Here is a 17,482-nt window from a genome sequence, read left to right as displayed (position 1 = left end):
CCGCGACGGGACGCGGGCTCCTGGGACGAGTCTGTGACGTCCCGGTGACCTGGAGAGCAGGAGCGACCGGAGAGACTCAACAGTACGTGTACGACCGGACCACAGCAGGACCGGATCTTGCCGCCGGGGGAGCGCGGACCGAGGCCGGGAGGGAGCACCATGGAACCCGAAGGCCTCACCCGCCCGACCCCGACGCATCCGAGTGAGGGAACCGATGTCTCGACTCAGCCGTGAGAAGAAGCGTGAACAGCAGCGCGCCGAGCGGTCGGCGGCCCTCATGGCGGCGCCGATCGACGTCCACGTCCCCGGCACCGGACCCGCGTCCGTGGGCGGCGTCCCGGTCACGGCGGCCCCCGGCGAGGAACTCCAGCTGACCGTCCTGAACCACCTCCACCACATCGCCCTCACCACCGGCCACCCCGTCCACGCCACGGTCCGCGACGAGCGCATCGGCTACGTCGTCCGGCTCCAGGTCGCCCCGGACGGCTCCAGCGACTTCACGGGGGAGCCGGTACCGCTGGCTCCGCCGGTTCAGCAGGGGGCGCGGACGGAGACGCCGGACGCGTTCCGGGCACCCGAGGGGTCGCAGGAGTGGCCCGGCGTGCCGGACGGCTCGCAGGAGAGGCCCGGGGCGCCCGAGCGGCCCGCCGCGCCGGCGCCTCCGCCCACCTCCTCGGCCGCGCTTCCGCCCGCCCCCGCAGCAACGCGTCCGCCCGTGTCCGCCGCCGCCCCTTCGCACGCCCCCGCACCCCCGCCCGCGCTCCTGTCCGCCCCGGAGCCGCCGCAGGCGCAACGGCAGCGGCCGCAGGATGACTCCCCGGCCGACAAGCCGACGCACGTCTTCCCTCCCGCCGCCGAGGCCGGCGCCGAGCCCCTGCCGGACTCCCCGCCGACCTTCCGCATGAAGGCGGTCTCGGAACCGTTGCCGCTGGGCGAGAACGTGCCCACCTTCCCGCTGCGCGCCGTGCCGGAGTGGGTCGAGGACCGCACCCCCGGGACGGTCGCCGCGCCGCTGGGCGAGTTCGGTCCGCCGCCGCAGATGGACGCGATCCCGCTCCCCGCGCTGCCGCCCGAGCCGGACCCCGACTCCCGGCAGACCCCCGCCCGGGGTTTCGACGCGGTGGCGGAAGCCGTGTTCGACGACGCCCCCTCGACGGTTCCGCCGGTCCTCGCGGAGCCGATGGCACGTATCAACGAGGCGGTGAAGGACGGCCGGATCGACGTGGCGGCCGAACTCGCGGAGCGCACCGTGGGGGAGGGCGCGCGGTCGCTCGGGCCGGAGCACCCGGAAGTACTCCGGCTGCGCGAACTCACCGCGTACATCGCCTACTTGGCCGGCGACCCGGTCCGCTCCTTCCACCTCTCCCTCGACCTCGCCCGGATCCGCCGCCACACGCGGGACGCGGAGGCCGCGTACGGCAACATCCAGAGCGCGGCCTCCGCCTGGCGTGCCGTACGCGACCCGGAGCAGGGCCTGTCCCTCGGCCGTGAACTGATCGGCCTGTGGACGGAGTTGACGGCCGAGGACGGCCCGGCCGCCGAGGACATCGAGCAGCTGGAGGCGGCCCGGGCCCGCATGGGCCGCCTCACCGAACGAGCCCGCCGCGGCTGAGACCTACGACGAGAGCGACCACACCGCGTAGGCGATCGCGTCGCTGTTGCGGTCCAGGGCCGTGTCGTTGATGTTCGCCGTCGTGTCGCAGGACGCGTGGTAGCACCGGTCGAAGGCGAGCCCCGCGGTCCCGCCCCACTTGGCCGCCTGCGCGGTCGTCTTGATGTAGTCCGCGCCGCTGAACAGCCCGCCGACGGGGATGCCCACGTTCTTGAAGGGCGCGTGGTCGGAGCGTCCGTCGCCCTCGGTCTCGATCTCGGTGGGGACGCCGATGCCGGAGAAGTAGTCCTTGAAGGTCTTCTCGATGGCCGGGTCGTCGTCGTAGACGTAGTAGCCGGGGTTGGGCGAGCCGATCATGTCGAAGTTCAGATAGCCGCTGATCTTCTGGCGGTTGGCGGTGGTGAGGCTGTTGACGTAGTACCGCGAGCCCACCATCCCGAGCTCCTCCGCGCCCCACCAGGCGAACCGCAGGTGCTTGGTGGGCTGGAAGTTGGTCCGAGAGACGGCGAGCGCGGTCTCCAGGATGGCCGCGGAGCCCGAGCCGTTGTCGTTGATGCCGGCTCCGGCGGTGACGCTGTCGAGGTGCGAGCCCGACAGCACGACCGTGTTGGTGTTCCCGCCGGGCCAGTCGGCGATGAGGTTGTAGCCGGTGCGGCCGGAGGAGGTGAACTGCTGGATGGTCGTGGTGAATCCGGCCGCGTCCAGCTTGGCCTTCACGTAGTCGAGCGAGGCCTTGTAGCCGGTGCGGCCGTGCGCGCGGTTGCCGCCGTTGGCGGTGGCGATGGACTGGAGCTGGGCCAGGTGCGCCTTGACGTTGGCCACGGGGATGTCGGGCGCGGCGGCAAGGGCCGGGGCGGGCGCGGGCGCGGGTGCCGCGCCGACTATGGATCCACCAGTCAGGAGCATGACAACAGAAACACCGGCGGCGAGTTTGATGCGAGGTGCCAGGACGGGGGCCATGTGGGGGGCTCCGGCTTCATCGGGAATCACAGGGATTCCACAGTGGATGGGGTCCCAGGATGGTGAAGCCTTGACCAATTCCCCGTCAAGAGCGGTATCAGGACAGCGAGTTCACATAACGGATATCCGGGTGAACTCCGAACTCCTCCTGCCCACGGGGCTCCAACCGCACGCCAGAACTCTCACTGCGCGCCAGAACTCCTCCTGCACACAGAACTCTTACTGCACACAGAACTCTTACTGCACACAGAACTCGTTTCCCTCCGGGTCGGCCATCACGACCCACTCCCCGCCGTTCTCCTTCACCCGCCGCAGCACGCTCGCGCCGAGCCCCTCCAGCCGCTCGACCTCGCCGTCCCGCAGCTCCGGGCCGGGATGCAGATCCAGGTGCAGCCGGTTCTTGACGCTCTTTGCCTCCGGCACCCGCTGGAACAGCAGCCGGCGCCCCAGCCCGGTACCGCTGCCCGCGTCATACGGGTCCGCCGGGTGCCGCACGGCGATCAGGTCCCGGAACGCGGCCCGCCCGTGATGCTCGACGGTCGCCTCCTTGGGCAGCGCGCCGACCCCCAGCAACCGCTCGACGAGGGCGCTGTTGTCCTCGACCGAGTAGTGCAGGGCGGCGGCCCAGAAGTCGGCCTGGGCGTGCGGGTCACCGGAGTCGACGACGAGCTTCCAGTGGATGGGGGCGGGGGTGGCCGCGGGTTCGGGCGTGGGCGCGGGCGTCTGAGTCATGACACCCACTATCCAACGAGGGTCTGACAATCTCCGCCCGTCCGGCCGAACCCCCAGGTCAGACATCCACGGGAGTGGCCGCCGGCGTCTTTGCCCGGGCCGACTCCAACCGCCGCCGCCCCGCCGCCGCCGTACGCCACACATCAAAGGTGAGCAGACACAGGGCCAGCCACACCAGCGAGAACCCGGCCCACCGCTCCACCGGCATCTCCTCGTGGAAGTACAGCACCCCGAGCAGGAACTGGAAGACGGGCGCCAGGTACTGCAGCAACCCGAGCGTCGACAGGGGCACCCGTATCGCCGCCGCCCCGAAACAGACGAGAGGCAGCGCGGTCACGACGCCGGTCGAGGCGAGCAATGCCGCATGCCCGGCCCCCTCGCTCATGAAGGTCGCATCCCCGCGCGACCCCAGCCACACCAGATACCCCACCGCGGGCAGAAACTGAATCGCGGTCTCGGCCGCCAACGACTCGACGCCCCCGAGATTGACCTTCTTCTTCACCAGCCCGTACGTGGCGAAGGAGAACGCCAGCGTCAACGAGATCCAGGGCGGCTGTCCGTACCCGACCGTGAGCACGACCACGGCCGAGAACCCGACCCCGACCGCCGCCCACTGCAGGGGCCGCAGCCGCTCCTTCAGCAGCAGCACGCCCATGGCGATGGTGACCAGGGGATTGATGAAGTACCCGAGGGACGCCTCGACGACATGCCCGCTGTTGACGGACCAGATGTAGACGCCCCAGTTGACGGTGATGACGGCCGCGGCAACGGCGACCAGCGCCAGTCGTCGCGGCTGCCGCAGCAACTCGCCGGCCCAGGCCCAGCGCCGTACGAAAACAAGCGCGACCGCGACGAAGGCGAGCGACCAGACCATGCGATGGGCGAGGATCTCGATCGCGCCCGCGGGCTTCAGCAGGGGCCAGAACAGAGGCACAAGCCCCCACATCCCGTACGCGGCGAAGCCGTTCAGCAGTCCTATGTGCCGCTCACCCTTCGGCTTCCCGCTCACGGGCCTTCCCCCTCACCTGATCGCACACGCGCGCAGGCACGAAGGTAACGCCGAGGACCCGCACCTGTCATGCCCGTATCGCCATACGGTCATGACAGGTCGGGTCCACGTCCCTGACCTGGGTGTCAGCCCTTGAGCGCGAGCGCGATCGACTCGGCGATGGGCGTGGTCGGACGGCCGGCGAGGCGGGAGAGGTCACCGGTGGCGACGACCAGCTCGCCCTTCTCGATGGAGGCGTCCACGCCGGCGAGGATCGCGGCGAACGGCTCGGGCAGCCCGGCGCCGGTGAGGATGCCGATGAGAACTTCGCCGGGGACGTTGTTGAAGGCGATCTCCCTGCCGGTCTGCCGGCTCAGCTCGGCCGCGTACTCGGCGAAGCCCCAGGCCTCGTCGCCGCCCAGTTCGTACGTCTGGTTCTCGTGACCCTCGCCGGTCAGGACGGCCGCGGCGGCCGCGGCGTAGTCGGCGCGGGAGGCGGAGGAGACCCGGCCGTCACCGGCGGCGTTCACGACGGCGTTGTGCTCCAGGACCTGGGCCAGCTGCTCGGTGTAGTTCTCGTTGTACCAGCCGTTGCGCAGCAGGGTGTACGGCAGACCGGAGGCGAGCAGCGCCTCCTCGGTGCCGCGGTGGTCGTCGGCCAGGGCGGCGGTGAGGGAACCGGGGGCGCTGGTGTACGCGAGCAGCGCCACACCGGCGGCCTTGGCGGCCTCGATGACGACCTTGTGCTGCCCGACGCGGCCCTTGTCGAACTCGTTGCCGGAGATGAGCAACACCTTGTCGCCGGCGGCGAAGACGGAGTCGAAGGTCTCCGGGGCGTTGTAGTCCGCGACCGCGATCTTCACCCCGCGCTCGGCGAAGTCGGCGGCCTTCTCCGGGGTGCGCACGACGGCGGTGATCTGGTCGGCCGGAACCTTCTCCAGCAGCTGTTCCACGACGAGGCGGCCGAGGTGTCCGGTGGCTCCGGTGACGACGATGCTCATGATGACAACTCCTTGTGGGGTGCGATGTCACTAACCTTAGGAGCGGCGCTAACTTTGCGAAAGTACCCACTTCAAAGTAAGGTACCCACATGACGGTGAGCAGCGAGGCGAACGGCAAGTCCACCGCGGGGGCGGTGATGTGCCCGTACCGCCTGGTCCTGGAGCATGTGACGTCCCGCTGGGGCGTCCTCGTCCTCATCGAACTCCTCGACCGCCCCTACCGCTTCAGCGAACTCCGCCGGGCGATCGGCACGGTCAGCGAGAAGATGCTGACCCAGACGTTGCAGACGCTTGAGCGGGACGGCCTGGTGCATCGCGACGCCAAGCCGGTGATCCCGCCGCGGGTCGACTATTCGTTGACCGACCTGGGCCGCGAGGCGGCGGAACAGGTACGGGCGCTGGCGCTGTGGACGGAGGAGCGCATGGGGGACGTCGAGAAGGCGCGGGAGGCCTACGACGAGGCGAAGAGCCGCAGCTGAGCAGCGCGGACGCCTCCGGCACAGGAATGCGGCGGGCGCTCGCCGGGCACACAGATGTCAGGGCGCCGGTTGACATGAGCGGCACGTCCATCCATGCGCCCCCTCTCCGCCTCCCGCGCCGACTTGAGTCGCCCGGCATCCTGGGGGCGGGGCGCAGTGCCCAACCGCGCACCGGCCCTCGTGCCGCCCACGAGGACATCGACCGGCGTGCGGACGCCTACTCGGGGGTCGCATGGCCAGACAGAATCCGGATGCGCGAAGGATCGGTTCTGCAACGCGATTGAGGAGCGGCCGGGTGCGCACCCCTTTCCCCCGCCAGGCTTGGCGCCGACGTCAGGAGGAACTGGCGCTGGCCGTGCTGCACCAACTCACCTGTGTCGCAGAGGAGATCAGGAACGCCAACCTGCTGATGCTGCACCGCATCACTGCCGAGCAGGTGGACCGCGCGATCGCCGACCCCGCGCTTGCGGCCGCCATGAGCACTCTGCGCGAACTCTCGGACCACAAGCGCCGCCAAGTCCTGTTCGTCAACCGGGAGTACAGCGCCATCCTGCTGGGGCATCGCATCGGTGCCTATGGCTGGGAGGAGCTGATCGGGCATCTGCGGGTACTGGCTCGCAACCCGGTCTTTGCGGAGTATTGGGAAACGACTCGGGAGCATCGCCTGAGCCTGCCGCGCCATTCATTAGAGGCTCGGGTGAGCGATGTCGTCAATGTAATTGTCGATGAATTGGCGGACGATCCGGACGAATGGTGGGTTGTCGGTTCGGAGGATGAGCGGGATTCCTGAAGTGGTGTAATCCACAAGTCGACAGGGCTGATTTCCATTCGAATGGGTGGACCAGATCGCCGCGGCGAGGAATAGAGACCGGTCCCTGGCATCGCGGTGATCATGTAGGGTCTCACCAGACGCTTTACCTCCGGCCCCGGAGCTACCCGGGGCCGGACTTCATTTGTGTCCGGATGTAGAAAAGGGCTCCCGCGTGCACAGCGAACTCCCTGCCGTCAATATTGTTCGGCGAATTGGTGAATCTCCTCGCCAGCGAGGATCAATGACCGGCGAAACGTGTCCCGATTTGTTCGAATTGAGCGACGGGAGTTTCGCTGTCATCGGTACCGACCGAACGGATGAACTAGACGGGCTATTGCCTGCGGACGCTGCCAGGGCCGACTACGAACGCATCGTGGTGATCACCCGCGAAACCCTTCTGCGAGCCAAGCGGGACATTCCCGACGCCTGACGCGCAAGGCCCGGACACTGTTCAGCATCCGGGCCTTTCTGTGTGTCCGTCGGCTGTCGCCTCAACCCACAACCGTCCAAGTATCCCCACCCGCCAGCAGCGCCCCCAGATCCCCCTTGCCGTTCTGCTCGATCGCTGCGTCGAGTTGGTCGCTCATCTGGGTGTCGTACACCGGTCGGTCCACGGAGCGCAGGATGCCGATCGGGGTGTGGTGGAGGGTGTCCGGGTCGGCGAGGCGCGAGAGGGCGAACGCCGTTGTCGGCGAAGCCGCGTGCGCGTCGTGGACCAGGATCTGGGACTCGTTGTCCGGCGTGACCGTGACGACCTTCAGGTCACCCGTGGACACGTCCCGCACCACGCCCCGCGAACCGTCCGCCCCGAAGCGGATCGGACGCCCGTGTTCGAGGCGGATCACCGCTTCCTCCGCCTGCTGCCGGTCCTTCAGCGCCTCGAACGCCCCGTCGTTGAAGATGTTGCAGTTCTGGTAGATCTCGATCAGCGCCGTGCCGGGGTGGGCCGCCGCCTGCCGCAGCACCTCCGTCAGATGCTTGCGGTCGGAGTCGATCGTCCGCGCCACGAAGGACGCCTCCGCGCCGATCGCCAGCGACACCGGGTTGAACGGCGCGTCCAGCGACCCCATCGGCGTGGACTTCGTGATCTTGCCGACCTCGGAGGTGGGGGAGTACTGCCCCTTCGTCAGACCGTAGATCCGGTTGTTGAAGAGAAGGATCTTGAGGTTGACGTTCCGGCGCAGGGCGTGGATGAGGTGGTTGCCGCCGATGGACAGGGCGTCACCGTCACCCGTCACCACCCACACGCTCAAGTCCCGCCGGGAGGAGGCCAGTCCGGTCGCGATGGCGGGCGCGCGGCCGTGAATGGAGTGCATCCCGTACGTGTTCATGTAGTACGGGAATCGCGACGAGCAGCCGATGCCCGAGACGAAGACGATGTTCTCCTTGGCCAGGCCGAGCTCCGGCATGAAGCCCTGGACGGCCGCCAGGATCGCGTAGTCACCGCAGCCGGGGCACCAGCGCACTTCCTGATCGGACTTGAAGTCCTTCATGGACTGCCTGCCCTCGGCCTTGGGGACGAGAGAAAGCGCCTCGATCGTGTCCGTGCCTTCCGTGGACGTCTCAGCCATCGATGGCCTCCTTGAGAGCCGTGGCGAGCTGCTCAGCCTTGAACGGCATGCCGTTGACCTGGTTGTACGAGTGGGCGTCGACCAGGTACTTCGCCCGGATCAGCGTGGCGAGCTGACCGAGGTTCATCTCGGGGATCACGACCTTGTCGTACCGCTTCAACACCGCGCCGAGGTTCTTCGGGAACGGGTTGAGGTGCCGCAGATGCGCCTGCGCGATGGCCTCCCCGGCCCCGCGCAGCCGTCGCACCGCCGCCGTGATCGGCCCGTACGTCGATCCCCAGCCCAGCACCAGCGTGCTCGCGCCGTGCGGGTCGTCGACCTCCAGATCGGGCACGTCGATGCCGTCGATCTTGGCCTGCCGGGTGCGGACCATGAAGTCGTGGTTGGCGGGGGAGTACGAGATGTTGCCGGTCCCGTCCTCCTTCTCGATACCGCCGATGCGGTGTTCGAGACCCGGCGTGCCGGGGATCGCCCAGGGGCGCGCGAGGGTCTGCGGGTCGCGCTTGTAGGGCCAGAAGACCTCGGTGCCGTCATCGAGCGTGTGGTTCGGTCCCTGCGCGAACTGCACGGTCAGGTCCGGGAGTTCGTCCGCCTCCGGGATCCGCCAGGGCTCCGAACCGTTGGCCAGATAACCGTCGGAGAGAAGGAAGACGGGAGTGCGGTACGTCAGCGCGATACGCGCCGCCTCCAGGGCCGCCTGGAAACAGTCGGCCGGCGTCCTCGGCGCGATCACCGGAACCGGCGCCTCACCGTTGCGGCCGAACATGGCCTGGAGCAGGTCGGCCTGCTCGGTCTTGGTGGGCAGACCGGTGGACGGCCCGCCGCGCTGGATGTCGATGACGAGCAGCGGCAGTTCGAGGGAGACGGCGAGACCGATGGTCTCCGACTTGAGCGCCACCCCCGGACCGGACGTCGTGGTGACCCCCAGCGAACCGCCGAAGGCCGCGCCCAGCGCCGCACCGATGCCCGCGATCTCGTCCTCGGCCTGGAAGGTCCGTACGCCGAAGTTCTTGTGTCTGCTGAGTTCGTGCAGGATGTCGGAGGCCGGGGTGATGGGGTAGGAGCCGAGGAAGAGGGGCAGGTCGGCCTGGCGGGCGGCGGCGATCAGGCCGTAGGCCAGGGCGAGGTTGCCGGAGATGTTGCGGTAGAGGCCGGGCGGGAACGCGGTGGCGGCCGGGGCGACCTCGTAGGAGACAGCGAAGTCCTCGGTGGTCTCGCCGAAGTTCCAGCCCGCGCGGAACGCGGCCAGGTTCGCCTCGGCGATCTCGGGTTTCTTCGCGAACTTGGCCCGCAGGAACCTCTCGGTCCCCTCGGTCGGCCGGTGGTACATCCACGACAGCAGGCCCAGCGCGAACATGTTCTTGCTGCGCTCGGCCTCCTTGCGGCTGAGGTCGAACTCCTTGAGCGCCTCGACCGTCAGCGTGGTCAGCGGCACCTCGTGCAGGCTGTACCCGTCGAGGGAACCGTCCTCCAGCGGGGAGGTGGCGTACCCGACCTTCTGCAGGGCCCGTTTGGTGAATTCGTCCGTGTTGACGATGATCTCCGCGCCGCGCGGCACGTCGGCGATGTTCGCCTTGAGCGCGGCGGGGTTCATGGCGACGAGCACATTGGGCGCGTCGCCGGGGGTGAGGATGTCGTGGTCCGCGAAGTGGAGCTGGAAGGAGGAGACCCCTGGCAGGGTGCCGGCAGGGGCGCGGATCTCGGCGGGGAAGTTCGGCAGTGTCGAAAGGTCGTTTCCGAAGGACGCCGTTTCCGAGGTGAAGCGGTCGCCGGTGAGCTGCATTCCGTCGCCGGAGTCTCCCGCGAACCGGATGATCACCCGGTCCAGCCTGCGTACGTCCTTCTCGCCCGTCGGTTTGCGCTGCTCTCCCAAGACGGCTTCGTCGGCCTGTTCCGCTGTCCTGCTGACCTGGCTGGTCACTGAACTGGACCTCCTTCGAGGCGGCTGTCTGGGACCGGCCTTCCCGCAGGCCTTCCCAGGATCAACCCTACGTCCGTCGTGGTCGCCTTCCCTGGGACATTCGCATGATGGACGCGGTTTTGAGACGGTGCGCCGCCCTGACTTGTCATGATTTCTCGCCCCCCGACGCCTCCTTGTGGAGACGCCACGGATGCCTCCGCGGTTTCTGACCAAGTGTCAGCCCGTCAGGAGTTCAGATAGGTGAGCACCGCGAGAACGCGCCGGTGATCCCCGTCACTCGGAGACAGCCCGAGCTTCAGAAAGATATTGCTGACGTGCTTCTCGACGGCGCCGTCACTCACCACGAGCTGTCGGGCGATCGCCGAGTTGGTCCGCCCCTCGGCCATCAACCCGAGCACTTCCCGCTCCCGCGGGGTGAGTCCGGCCAGTACGTCCTGCTTCCGGCTGCGCCCCAGCAGCTGCGCGACAACCTCGGGATCCAGGGCCGTACCGCCCTGGGCGACCCGCACCACGGCGTCCACGAACTCGCGCACCTCGGCGACCCGGTCCTTGAGCAGATAGCCCACCCCATGACTGGAACCGGCCAACAGTTCGGTGGCGTACCGCTCCTCCACGTACTGTGACAGCACGAGCACACCGAGTCCCGGATGGGCCTTCCGTAGCTGTACGGCGGCCCGGACCCCCTCGTCCGTGTGCGTCGGCGGCATCCGCACATCGGCGACCACCACGTCCGGCAGCTCGCCCTGACCGTCCAGCTCCGTGATGGTCTTGACCAACGCGTCCCCGTCCCCGACCCCGGCGACGACCTCATGCCCGCGGTCGGTCAACAACCGGGTCAGGCCCTCCCGAAGCAGCACTGAATCCTCGGCGATGACCACCCGCACCCTGTCCTCCACGATCTCCGGCCCCCCGAGCCCGACTCCGCCCGCCGCACCGACCAAGTCGGCCCCCGCGGCAGCTCCCGTGGTCCAGCATTCCAGCAAGCCGAGGTCTACACCACCCACGCCTCAACGCCGGTGAGCATCTTCCAGCCCGTCTGGGGGTGCCCCCTGGGGGAGTTCGAGGACAAGGCCCGTTCAGGGCCGTGGCGGGGTCCGGGGGCGCAGCCCCCGGTGGGGTCGAAGGGGCAGAGCCCCTGGGGATGGGACGGGCAGGGGCGGCGGGGGCGAGGAAACCCCAGGTCAGCCCACCGTCCGCCAAGGCAGCTCCGCAGTCACCCGAGTGGGCCCGCCCGCCGGCGAATCCACCACCAGGATCCCGTCAACCGCGTCCAACCGCTCAGCCAGCCCCCCGAGCCCGGATCCCCCTGAGGTGTCCGCCCCGCCCACCCCGTCATCCACAACCTGCACCATCAGCCGGTTCTCCACCCGCCACACATCCACCGCAGCCCACGTGGCCCGCGAGTGCTTGCTGATGTTCTGCAGCAGCTCGGACACGGTGAAGTACGCGATCCCCTCGATGGCCGGCGCAGGCCGAGCCGGCAGATCCACCTCCACCTGCACCGGCACCGTGCAACGCGAGGCCACCGAGGACAACGCCGCGTCCAGCCCCCGGTCCGTCAACACCGCCGGATGAATCCCCCGAGCCAGATCCCGCAGTTCCTGAAGCGCCGTCTTCACCTCGCCGTGCGCCTCACCCACCATCCGGGCCGCCGCCTCCGGATCCTCCGTCAGCTTCTCCTTCGCCAGCCCCAGATCCATCGCCAGCGCCACCAGCCGTGCCTGCGCCCCGTCATGCAGGTCCCGCTCGATCCGCCGCAGATCCGCCGCCGCCGTGTCGACCACGATCCCCCGGTCCGACTCCAGCTCCACCACCCGCGCGGACAACCGCGTCGGCCCGAGCAGCCCCTGCACCATCACCTGGTCCACCGTCGTCAGCGCCCGCACGATCCACGGCGTGGCCAACGTGAACAGCAGCCCCACCAACGCGGTCACGGTGATCTCGAACGGGTTGTTCAGGTAGATGTCGTGGGTCCCGTCGCCGTACAGCTGAAGCCCGTCCTGACCGGCGTACACGGGAAAGACCCAGAACCACAGCGGATACGTCAGCGCCGCCCACCCGTACGCCCAGAAGTTCAGCGCGACGACGAACGAGAACACCGACCACGGGAACTGCAGCACCGCGTACAGCAGCGACCGCCACGACGTGCCGCTCTTCAGCACGGCGCCCACCCAGGCCAGCACGCCGGACTTCTTCATCCGCAGCGGCTCCGGGTCGGCCACCTCCACGCCGAGCAGGCTCCGCGCCCGCGCCCGCTCCATCGCCCCGAACCCGCGGCAGCCGGCCAGCCCCGCCGCCAGCACCGGAACGCCGAGGAAGGTCACCAGCAGACCCGCCCCGAGCGACACCATCGTGATCGCGTACGTGAAGAGAAGGATGCTGATCGGCAGGCTCAGCATCACGTACCCGAAGGCCCGCCAGGTGCGGGCCTCGAACGGCGCCCGCAGCCCGGCGGGCAGCCGGTGCCGGCGCTCACCGGCGAGGGAGAGACCGCTGTCGTAACCGTGCCCGTCCCCGTAGCCCTGTCCGTACTCCGTGGCCATCGACGTCGTCCCGTTCTACTCGTCCTGCGGCTGTCCCGCCGTACCTCCACCCTCCTGCGCCGCAGCTCCGCGAACCATGGAGTCCGTCGGCCTCTTGGACGGGGGGTTTTCCCTACCTCCGCGGGCGCCCTGCCGCCCCCTGCGTGCTAGGCCTGTCCCGGCGTGCGGTCCCGCCAGGGCAGTTCCGCCGTGACCGTGGTCGGGCCGCCCACCGGCGAGTCGAGGACGAACAGCCCGTCGACCGCGCCCAGCCGGTCCGCGAGGCCCCGCATCCCCGTACCACCGTCCAGCCGCGCGCCCCCGCGGCCGTCGTCCTCGACCTGGATCAGCAGCCGGTCCGCCGACCGCCACACCTCCACCGAGGCCGTCCGCGCGGCGCTGTGCTTGCTGATGTTCTGCAGCAGCTCGGAGACGGTGAAGTAGGCGATGCCCTCGATCGCCGCGGCCGGCCGGGCGACGAGATCGACCGTCACCTTCACCGGCACCGTGCAGCGTGAGGCCACCGACGACAGCGCGGCGTCCAGGCCCCGGTCCGTCAGCACCGCCGGATGGATGCCCCGGGCGAGATCTCTGAGCTCCTGCAGCGCCAGCTTCACCTCGCCGTGCGCCTCCGCGACCATCTCCGCGGCCGTGTCCGGGTCCTCCAGGAGCTTCTCCTTGGCGAGCCCGAGGCCCATCGCCAGATTGACCAGGCGGGCCTGCGCCCCGTCGTGCAGATCACGCTCGATGCGCCGCAGATCGGCGTTGGCCGTGTCGACCACGACCCCCCGGTCCGACTCCAGCTCGGCGATCCGCTGCTCCAACTCGTCGGACGGCGACAGCAGACCGCGCACCATCGCCCGGTCGGCGTTGGCCAGCCCCCGCGCGATGAACGGCAGCACCGGCCACAGCACGAACAACGAGGTCAGCGTGACGGTGAAGGTGAGAATGCCCCACGGCAGCCGCATGAAGTCGTACAGAATCGTGCGCCAGCCCACCGGGTCCTTCAGGGTCATCCACAGCCACGGCAGATAGCCCCTGCGCCGCTTGGGCAGCCGGCTGGGCTCCTCGATCCGCATCCCGAGCAGCTTCCTGGCCCGCGCCCGCTCGAACCGGCCCAACTGCCGTGCGCCCAGCAGCCCGAGCGTCAGCAGCGGGAACCCGATCACCGTGAGGGCGAGCATGCCCCCGGAGAACAGCACCGCCACGGTGTAGGTGAAACCGACCACCGACACCGGAAGGTTCGCCAGCAGATGCGCGATCTCCTTCCAGGTGTGCCGGTCGTAGGCGAAACGGGCGGGCGGCGGACGGTCGTCGGGCTCCGGTTGCTCCGGCAGCGCGGCTTCCCGATCGGGCGTCGGGAACGAGAGGCGTTCGGTCATATGGGCTAGCGTGCCGCCCACCGGGCCGCGGCGCCATGAGGCGGACCGCCAGGATCCCCTGGGGAAAACCCCACCCCCGGGCACGGCCTTCGGCACGGGCTCGTGCACGGCCTCCGGTCCGGCCCCGGCATATCAAGCAGATCTCAAGCCTGACGGGCTGCTTACCGTCCCTTTAACAGGGCCTAGACTCCCGTCCGTACAGATCGCAGATCGCAACTCGCCGATCGCGGATTGCCGAACCGCAGCGATCGTCGAGCAGCCAGCGAAGGGACGGACGCGGACGTGCGGGAACCGACTGTCCTCGATCCGACCGTCGTCGCGGCGGACTACTTCGAGTCGTACTCGGTCGTCGGACTGCTCGCCGTCGTCGGCGTGCTCTTCGTCGCCGTCGCCTTCGGCGCCGGCCGTCTGCTGCGCCCGGTGGTCCCCACCCCCGAGAAGCTCCTGACCTACGAGTGCGGCGTCGACCCCGTCGGCGAGGGCTGGGCCCACACCCAGGTCCGCTACTACGTCTACGCCTTCCTCTACGTCATCTTCGCCGTCGACTCGATCTTCCTGTTCCCCTGGGCCACGGTCTTCGCCGCCCCCGGCTACGGCGCGGCGACCCTCGTCGAGATGTTCATCTTCCTCAGCTTCCTCGCCGTCGGCCTGCTGTACGCCTACAAGAAGGGCGTCCTGGCATGGACGTGACGCCAGAAGTGACCTCGCCTTCGTCCGCGCCGGAGCCGATGCCGGCGGCGGAGCCGGTGTACCTCCCCGAGCCGAAACGGCTGGGCGCCCTCGCCCGCCTCGCCCCCGAGCCGATGAAGGTGGTCCTGAACTGGGGCCGCCGCTACTCCCTCTGGGTCTTCAACTTCGGCCTCGCCTGCTGCGCCATCGAGTTCATCGCCGCGTCCATGGCCCGCCACGACTTCATCCGCCTCGGCGTGATCCCCTTCGCGCCCGGCCCGCGCCAGGCCGACCTGATGGTCGTCTCCGGCACGGTCACGGACAAGATGGCCCCCGCCGTGAAGCGCCTCTACGAACAGATGCCGGAACCCAAGTACGTCATCTCCTTCGGTGCCTGCTCCAACTGCGGCGGCCCCTACTGGGACTCCTACTCCGTCACCAAGGGCGTCGACCAGATCATCCCCGTCGACGTCTATGTCCCCGGCTGCCCGCCCCGCCCCGAGGCCCTCCTCCAGGGAATCCTCAAACTCCAGGAGAAGATCGCCCGGGAGTCCCTGGCCGAGCGCTACGGCACCGCCGCGCCACGCCCGTCGACGGCGGCCCTGCAGAGCGACCTGGTGAAGCCCCCGCCGACCCCTGCGGTCGGACCGGCCGGGTCGGCCGAAGGGGACGCACGATGACGACGATCGGCTGGCTCCCCGCCGCCGCCGAAGAACTCTTCGGTACGGAGGCCACCGCCGAGGAGTCCTACGACGTCCTGACGGTCGACGTCCCGCCCGCCACCTGGCTCACCGCACTGCGCGTGGCCCGCGACGAACTGGGCTGCACCTACTTCGACTGGCTCAGCGCCGTCGACGAACCGGGCACCGGCTTCCGCGTCTCGGCCCACGTCGTGGCACTGTCCCCGGTCCGCCGTCTCCTGGTGCGCACGACCGTCCCGCACGAGTCACCGGCCCTGGCCTCCGCCGTCGACGTCTACGCGGGCGCCGCCTGGCACGAGCGCGAGACCCACGAGATGTTCGGCGTCGCCTTCGACGGCCACCCCGCCCTGGACCACCTCCTCCTCCCGGAAACCTTCGAAGGCCACCCCCTGCGCAAGGACTTCGTCCTGGCGGCCCGCGTCGCCAAGGCCTGGCCCGGCGCCAAGGAACCGGGCGAGTCCGACCACGGCGGCCCCAAACGCCGCCAGACCCTCCCCCCTGGCGTCCCCGACCCGAACGAATGGGGCCCCCAGAAGGGCCAGTTGCCCCCGGCACCGGCCCGCCCCACCCGCGCAGCCGGCCGAGCACCGGGCCGCGCGGCGGTAGAACGCCCCGGCCAGGCCCCGGCCGACCGCCCCGCCCGAGCCGCGGGCGAGCGTCCGCCCCGCCGCGCCCGCACCGCCGCGGAGGGCTCCGCCAGTCAGGCGGGGACTGGTCAGGCGGGGACCGGTCCGGCGGGGACTGGTCCGGCGGAGGGACCGTCGGCACCGGCAACCGATGCGGCCACGCCCGCGCCGGCTCCTGCCTCGCCACGGCGCAACCGCACCGCGTCTCAGGGCTCCGCGAGCCAACAGTCGGCGACCACTCCGGAACAGCAATCGCAACCGCCGTCCGACGACCGGAGCGAGGGCGAGACCGCCACGCCGCCGACGGCACCCACGGCCCCTCGCAGCCCGGACGCACCGTGGCATCACGCCCGCCCGGCCTTCGACGCCCCGGAATCCAGCCCGGAATCCAGTCCAGAACCCACCTCGGAATCTGCGGAGCGCACCTCGGAATCCACGGAGTCCGCTTCGGAATCCGCGTCGGGAACGGAACAAGCCGCCGATCCCGACGCCGTCCCCAAAGCACCAGCCCCCGAAGACCCCGCAGGAGGCCCGCAGTGAACGACGCTCTCGACGTCGCCCTGCGACTCCTGATCGTCTTCGTCGTCTTCCTCACCTTCCCCCTCATCGTCGGTCAGACCGAGCACAAGGTCATGGCCCACATGCAGGGCCGTCTCGGCCCGATGTACGCCGGCGGCTTCCACGGCTGGGCCCAACTCGTCGCGGACGGCGTCAAGTTCGCGCAGAAGGAAGACGTGGTCCCGGCGGGCGCGGACCGCCGTATCTTCCAACTGGCCCCCGCCGTGGCCCTCCTCCCGTACCTGATCGTCCTGCTGGCCATCCCCATCGGCCCCGGCGAGGGCGCGGTCGGCCAGGTCCTCGACGCGGGCATCTTCTTCGTGCTCGCGGTGATGGGTGTGGGCGTCCTCGGCTCGCTCATGGCCGGGTGGGCCTCCGCCAACAAGTTCTCCCTCCTGGGCGGCCTGCGCACCGCCGCCCAACTCCTCGCCTACGAACTCCCGATGCTGCTCACCGCCGCCTCGGTGGCCATGGCGGCAGGCACCGTCTCCCTCCCCGGCATCCTGGACGCCTTCGAGTGGTGGTGGCTGCCCTGGCAGATCGTCGGCGCGATCGTCTTCTTCGTCGCCGGCCTCGCCGAACTCCAGCGCCCGCCCTTCGACATGCCCGTCGCCGACTCGGAGATCATCTTCGGCGCCTACACCGAGTACACCGGTCTGCGCTTCGCCTTGTTCCTCCTCGCCGAGTACGCCGGAATCATCGTGCTGTGCGGCCTGACCACCGTCCTTTTCCTGGGCGGTTGGCACGGCCCCTGGGGTGCCGACGGCCTCGGCTGGGTCTGGACCCTGCTGAAGACAGCCGTCCTGGCCTTCGTCGTCATCTGGCTCCGCGTCACCTATCCCCGCCTGCGCGAGGACCAGCTGCAGAAACTCTCCTGGACCCTCCTGGTCCCCCTCTCCCTCGCCCAGATCGCCCTCACCGGCATCGTCAAGGTGGTGATCTCCTAACC

17 protein-coding genes are annotated in these 17,482 nt (G+C 69.6%); 8 read left to right on the top strand and 9 right to left on the bottom strand.

Annotated elements, in window-relative coordinates:
• The first annotated feature begins 214 nt into the window (after positions 1-214).
• Positions 215-1,612: a tetratricopeptide repeat protein gene (locus ACIQI8_RS22950; protein ID WP_402353466.1), complete on the top strand. Its 1,398-nt coding sequence runs from the start codon at positions 215-217 to the stop codon at positions 1,610-1,612.
• A gap of 3 nt (positions 1,613-1,615) precedes the next feature.
• Here ACIQI8_RS22950 and ACIQI8_RS22945 read toward each other — a convergent pair whose 3' ends face one another.
• The 4 genes from ACIQI8_RS22945 to ACIQI8_RS22930 form a co-directional block, all read right to left on the bottom strand.
• A complete protein-coding gene (locus ACIQI8_RS22945) occupies positions 1,616-2,518 on the bottom strand; it encodes a M28 family metallopeptidase (protein ID WP_402353463.1) in 903 nt (300 codons plus the stop codon).
• Between the two features lie 291 nt (positions 2,519-2,809).
• Positions 2,810-3,304, bottom strand: a complete 495-nt coding sequence (locus tag ACIQI8_RS22940; protein ID WP_402353460.1) for a VOC family protein — start codon at positions 3,302-3,304, stop codon at positions 2,810-2,812.
• Positions 3,305-3,362: 58 nt separating this feature from the next.
• Entirely contained in the window at positions 3,363-4,250 is an 888-nt protein-coding gene (gene rarD / locus ACIQI8_RS22935) for an EamA family transporter RarD (RefSeq protein ID WP_402354130.1), read from the bottom strand.
• A 188-nt stretch (positions 4,251-4,438) separates the two neighbouring features.
• Positions 4,439-5,293: an SDR family oxidoreductase gene (locus ACIQI8_RS22930; RefSeq protein WP_402353458.1), complete on the bottom strand. Its 855-nt coding sequence runs from the start codon at positions 5,291-5,293 to the stop codon at positions 4,439-4,441.
• A gap of 89 nt (positions 5,294-5,382) precedes the next feature.
• Here ACIQI8_RS22930 and ACIQI8_RS22925 point away from each other — a divergent pair, with 89 nt between their 5' ends.
• The 3 genes from ACIQI8_RS22925 to ACIQI8_RS22915 all read left to right on the top strand — a co-directional run bounded on the left by ACIQI8_RS22925 (position 5,383) and on the right by ACIQI8_RS22915 (position 7,013).
• Positions 5,383-5,772, top strand: a complete 390-nt coding sequence (locus ACIQI8_RS22925; protein ID WP_402353455.1) for a winged helix-turn-helix transcriptional regulator — start codon at positions 5,383-5,385, stop codon at positions 5,770-5,772.
• A gap of 295 nt (positions 5,773-6,067) precedes the next feature.
• Positions 6,068-6,562 (top strand): DUF6082 family protein, encoded by a 495-nt coding sequence (locus tag ACIQI8_RS22920; protein ID WP_402353452.1) that lies wholly within the window; start codon positions 6,068-6,070, stop codon positions 6,560-6,562.
• Positions 6,563-6,824: 262 nt separating this feature from the next.
• Positions 6,825-7,013 (top strand): hypothetical protein, encoded by a 189-nt coding sequence (locus ACIQI8_RS22915; RefSeq protein WP_402354127.1) that lies wholly within the window; start codon positions 6,825-6,827, stop codon positions 7,011-7,013.
• Between the two features lie 61 nt (positions 7,014-7,074).
• Here the strand turns inward: ACIQI8_RS22915 and ACIQI8_RS22910 are convergent, their stop codons facing one another.
• The 5 genes from ACIQI8_RS22910 to ACIQI8_RS22890 all read right to left on the bottom strand — a co-directional run bounded on the left by ACIQI8_RS22910 (position 7,075) and on the right by ACIQI8_RS22890 (position 13,979).
• Positions 7,075-8,154, bottom strand: a complete 1,080-nt coding sequence (locus ACIQI8_RS22910) for a 2-oxoacid:ferredoxin oxidoreductase subunit beta (protein WP_402353449.1) — start codon at positions 8,152-8,154, stop codon at positions 7,075-7,077.
• Positions 8,147-10,075 carry a 2-oxoacid:acceptor oxidoreductase subunit alpha gene (locus tag ACIQI8_RS22905; RefSeq protein WP_402353446.1) on the bottom strand — a complete coding sequence of 643 codons (1,929 nt, stop codon included), beginning with the start codon at positions 10,073-10,075 and terminating at the stop codon, positions 8,147-8,149. Before ACIQI8_RS22905 ends, ACIQI8_RS22910 begins: the two co-directional genes overlap by 8 nt.
• Before the next feature lie 224 nt (positions 10,076-10,299).
• Positions 10,300-10,959 (bottom strand): LuxR C-terminal-related transcriptional regulator, encoded by a 660-nt coding sequence (locus ACIQI8_RS22900; RefSeq protein WP_402354124.1) that lies wholly within the window; start codon positions 10,957-10,959, stop codon positions 10,300-10,302.
• A 297-nt stretch (positions 10,960-11,256) separates the two neighbouring features.
• A complete protein-coding gene (locus ACIQI8_RS22895) occupies positions 11,257-12,618 on the bottom strand; it encodes a sensor histidine kinase (RefSeq protein WP_402353443.1) in 1,362 nt (453 codons plus the stop codon).
• 146 nt (positions 12,619-12,764) lie between these two features.
• Positions 12,765-13,979: a sensor histidine kinase gene (locus ACIQI8_RS22890; RefSeq protein ID WP_402353440.1), complete on the bottom strand. Its 1,215-nt coding sequence runs from the start codon at positions 13,977-13,979 to the stop codon at positions 12,765-12,767.
• A gap of 282 nt (positions 13,980-14,261) precedes the next feature.
• Here ACIQI8_RS22890 and ACIQI8_RS22885 point away from each other — a divergent pair, with 282 nt between their 5' ends.
• From ACIQI8_RS22885 to ACIQI8_RS22870, 4 genes are read left to right on the top strand one after another with little or no spacing between them, the layout of a single operon-like run.
• Positions 14,262-14,669 carry an NADH-quinone oxidoreductase subunit A gene (locus tag ACIQI8_RS22885; RefSeq protein ID WP_402353437.1) on the top strand — a complete coding sequence of 136 codons (408 nt, stop codon included), beginning with the start codon at positions 14,262-14,264 and terminating at the stop codon, positions 14,667-14,669.
• Complete coding sequence (locus ACIQI8_RS22880) at positions 14,660-15,328, top strand: NADH-quinone oxidoreductase subunit B (protein WP_402353434.1); 669 nt, start codon at positions 14,660-14,662, stop codon at positions 15,326-15,328. Before ACIQI8_RS22885 ends, ACIQI8_RS22880 begins: the two co-directional genes overlap by 10 nt.
• Entirely contained in the window at positions 15,325-16,515 is a 1,191-nt protein-coding gene (locus tag ACIQI8_RS22875) for an NADH-quinone oxidoreductase subunit C (protein WP_402353431.1), read from the top strand. Before ACIQI8_RS22880 ends, ACIQI8_RS22875 begins: the two co-directional genes overlap by 4 nt.
• Complete coding sequence (locus ACIQI8_RS22870; protein ID WP_402353428.1) at positions 16,512-17,480, top strand: NADH-quinone oxidoreductase subunit H; 969 nt, start codon at positions 16,512-16,514, stop codon at positions 17,478-17,480. The genes ACIQI8_RS22875 and ACIQI8_RS22870 overlap by 4 nt, the downstream gene beginning before the upstream one ends.
• Positions 17,481-17,482: the final 2 nt, after the last annotated feature.

Origin of the sequence: Streptomyces sp. NPDC092369 (assembly GCF_044755245.1) — a bacterium.
GTDB lineage: Bacteria > Actinomycetota > Actinomycetes > Streptomycetales > Streptomycetaceae > Streptomyces.
Note: the sequence above shows the minus strand (reverse complement) of the source record. Positions and strands in the feature narration are given on the sequence as shown.

Coding starts and splice junctions, on each gene's coding strand:
- ACIQI8_RS22950 (WP_402353466.1), top strand. CDS start 215: ATGTCTCGACTCAGCCGTGAGAAGAAGCGTGAACAGCAGCGCGCCGAG.
- ACIQI8_RS22945 (WP_402353463.1), bottom strand. CDS start 2,518: ATGCTCCTGACTGGTGGATCCATAGTCGGCGCGGCACCCGCGCCCGCG.
- ACIQI8_RS22940 (WP_402353460.1), bottom strand. CDS start 3,304: ATGACTCAGACGCCCGCGCCCACGCCCGAACCCGCGGCCACCCCCGCC.
- rarD (WP_402354130.1), bottom strand. CDS start 4,250: ATGTGGGGGCTTGTGCCTCTGTTCTGGCCCCTGCTGAAGCCCGCGGGC.
- ACIQI8_RS22930 (WP_402353458.1), bottom strand. CDS start 5,293: ATGAGCATCGTCGTCACCGGAGCCACCGGACACCTCGGCCGCCTCGTC.
- ACIQI8_RS22925 (WP_402353455.1), top strand. CDS start 5,383: ATGACGGTGAGCAGCGAGGCGAACGGCAAGTCCACCGCGGGGGCGGTG.
- ACIQI8_RS22915 (WP_402354127.1), top strand. CDS start 6,825: ATGACCGGCGAAACGTGTCCCGATTTGTTCGAATTGAGCGACGGGAGT.
- ACIQI8_RS22910 (WP_402353449.1), bottom strand. CDS start 8,154: ATGGCTGAGACGTCCACGGAAGGCACGGACACGATCGAGGCGCTTTCT.
- ACIQI8_RS22895 (WP_402353443.1), bottom strand. CDS start 12,618: ATGGCCACGGAGTACGGACAGGGCTACGGGGACGGGCACGGTTACGAC.
- ACIQI8_RS22890 (WP_402353440.1), bottom strand. CDS start 13,979: ATGACCGAACGCCTCTCGTTCCCGACGCCCGATCGGGAAGCCGCGCTG.
- ACIQI8_RS22880 (WP_402353434.1), top strand. CDS start 14,660: ATGGACGTGACGCCAGAAGTGACCTCGCCTTCGTCCGCGCCGGAGCCG.
- ACIQI8_RS22875 (WP_402353431.1), top strand. CDS start 15,325: ATGACGACGATCGGCTGGCTCCCCGCCGCCGCCGAAGAACTCTTCGGT.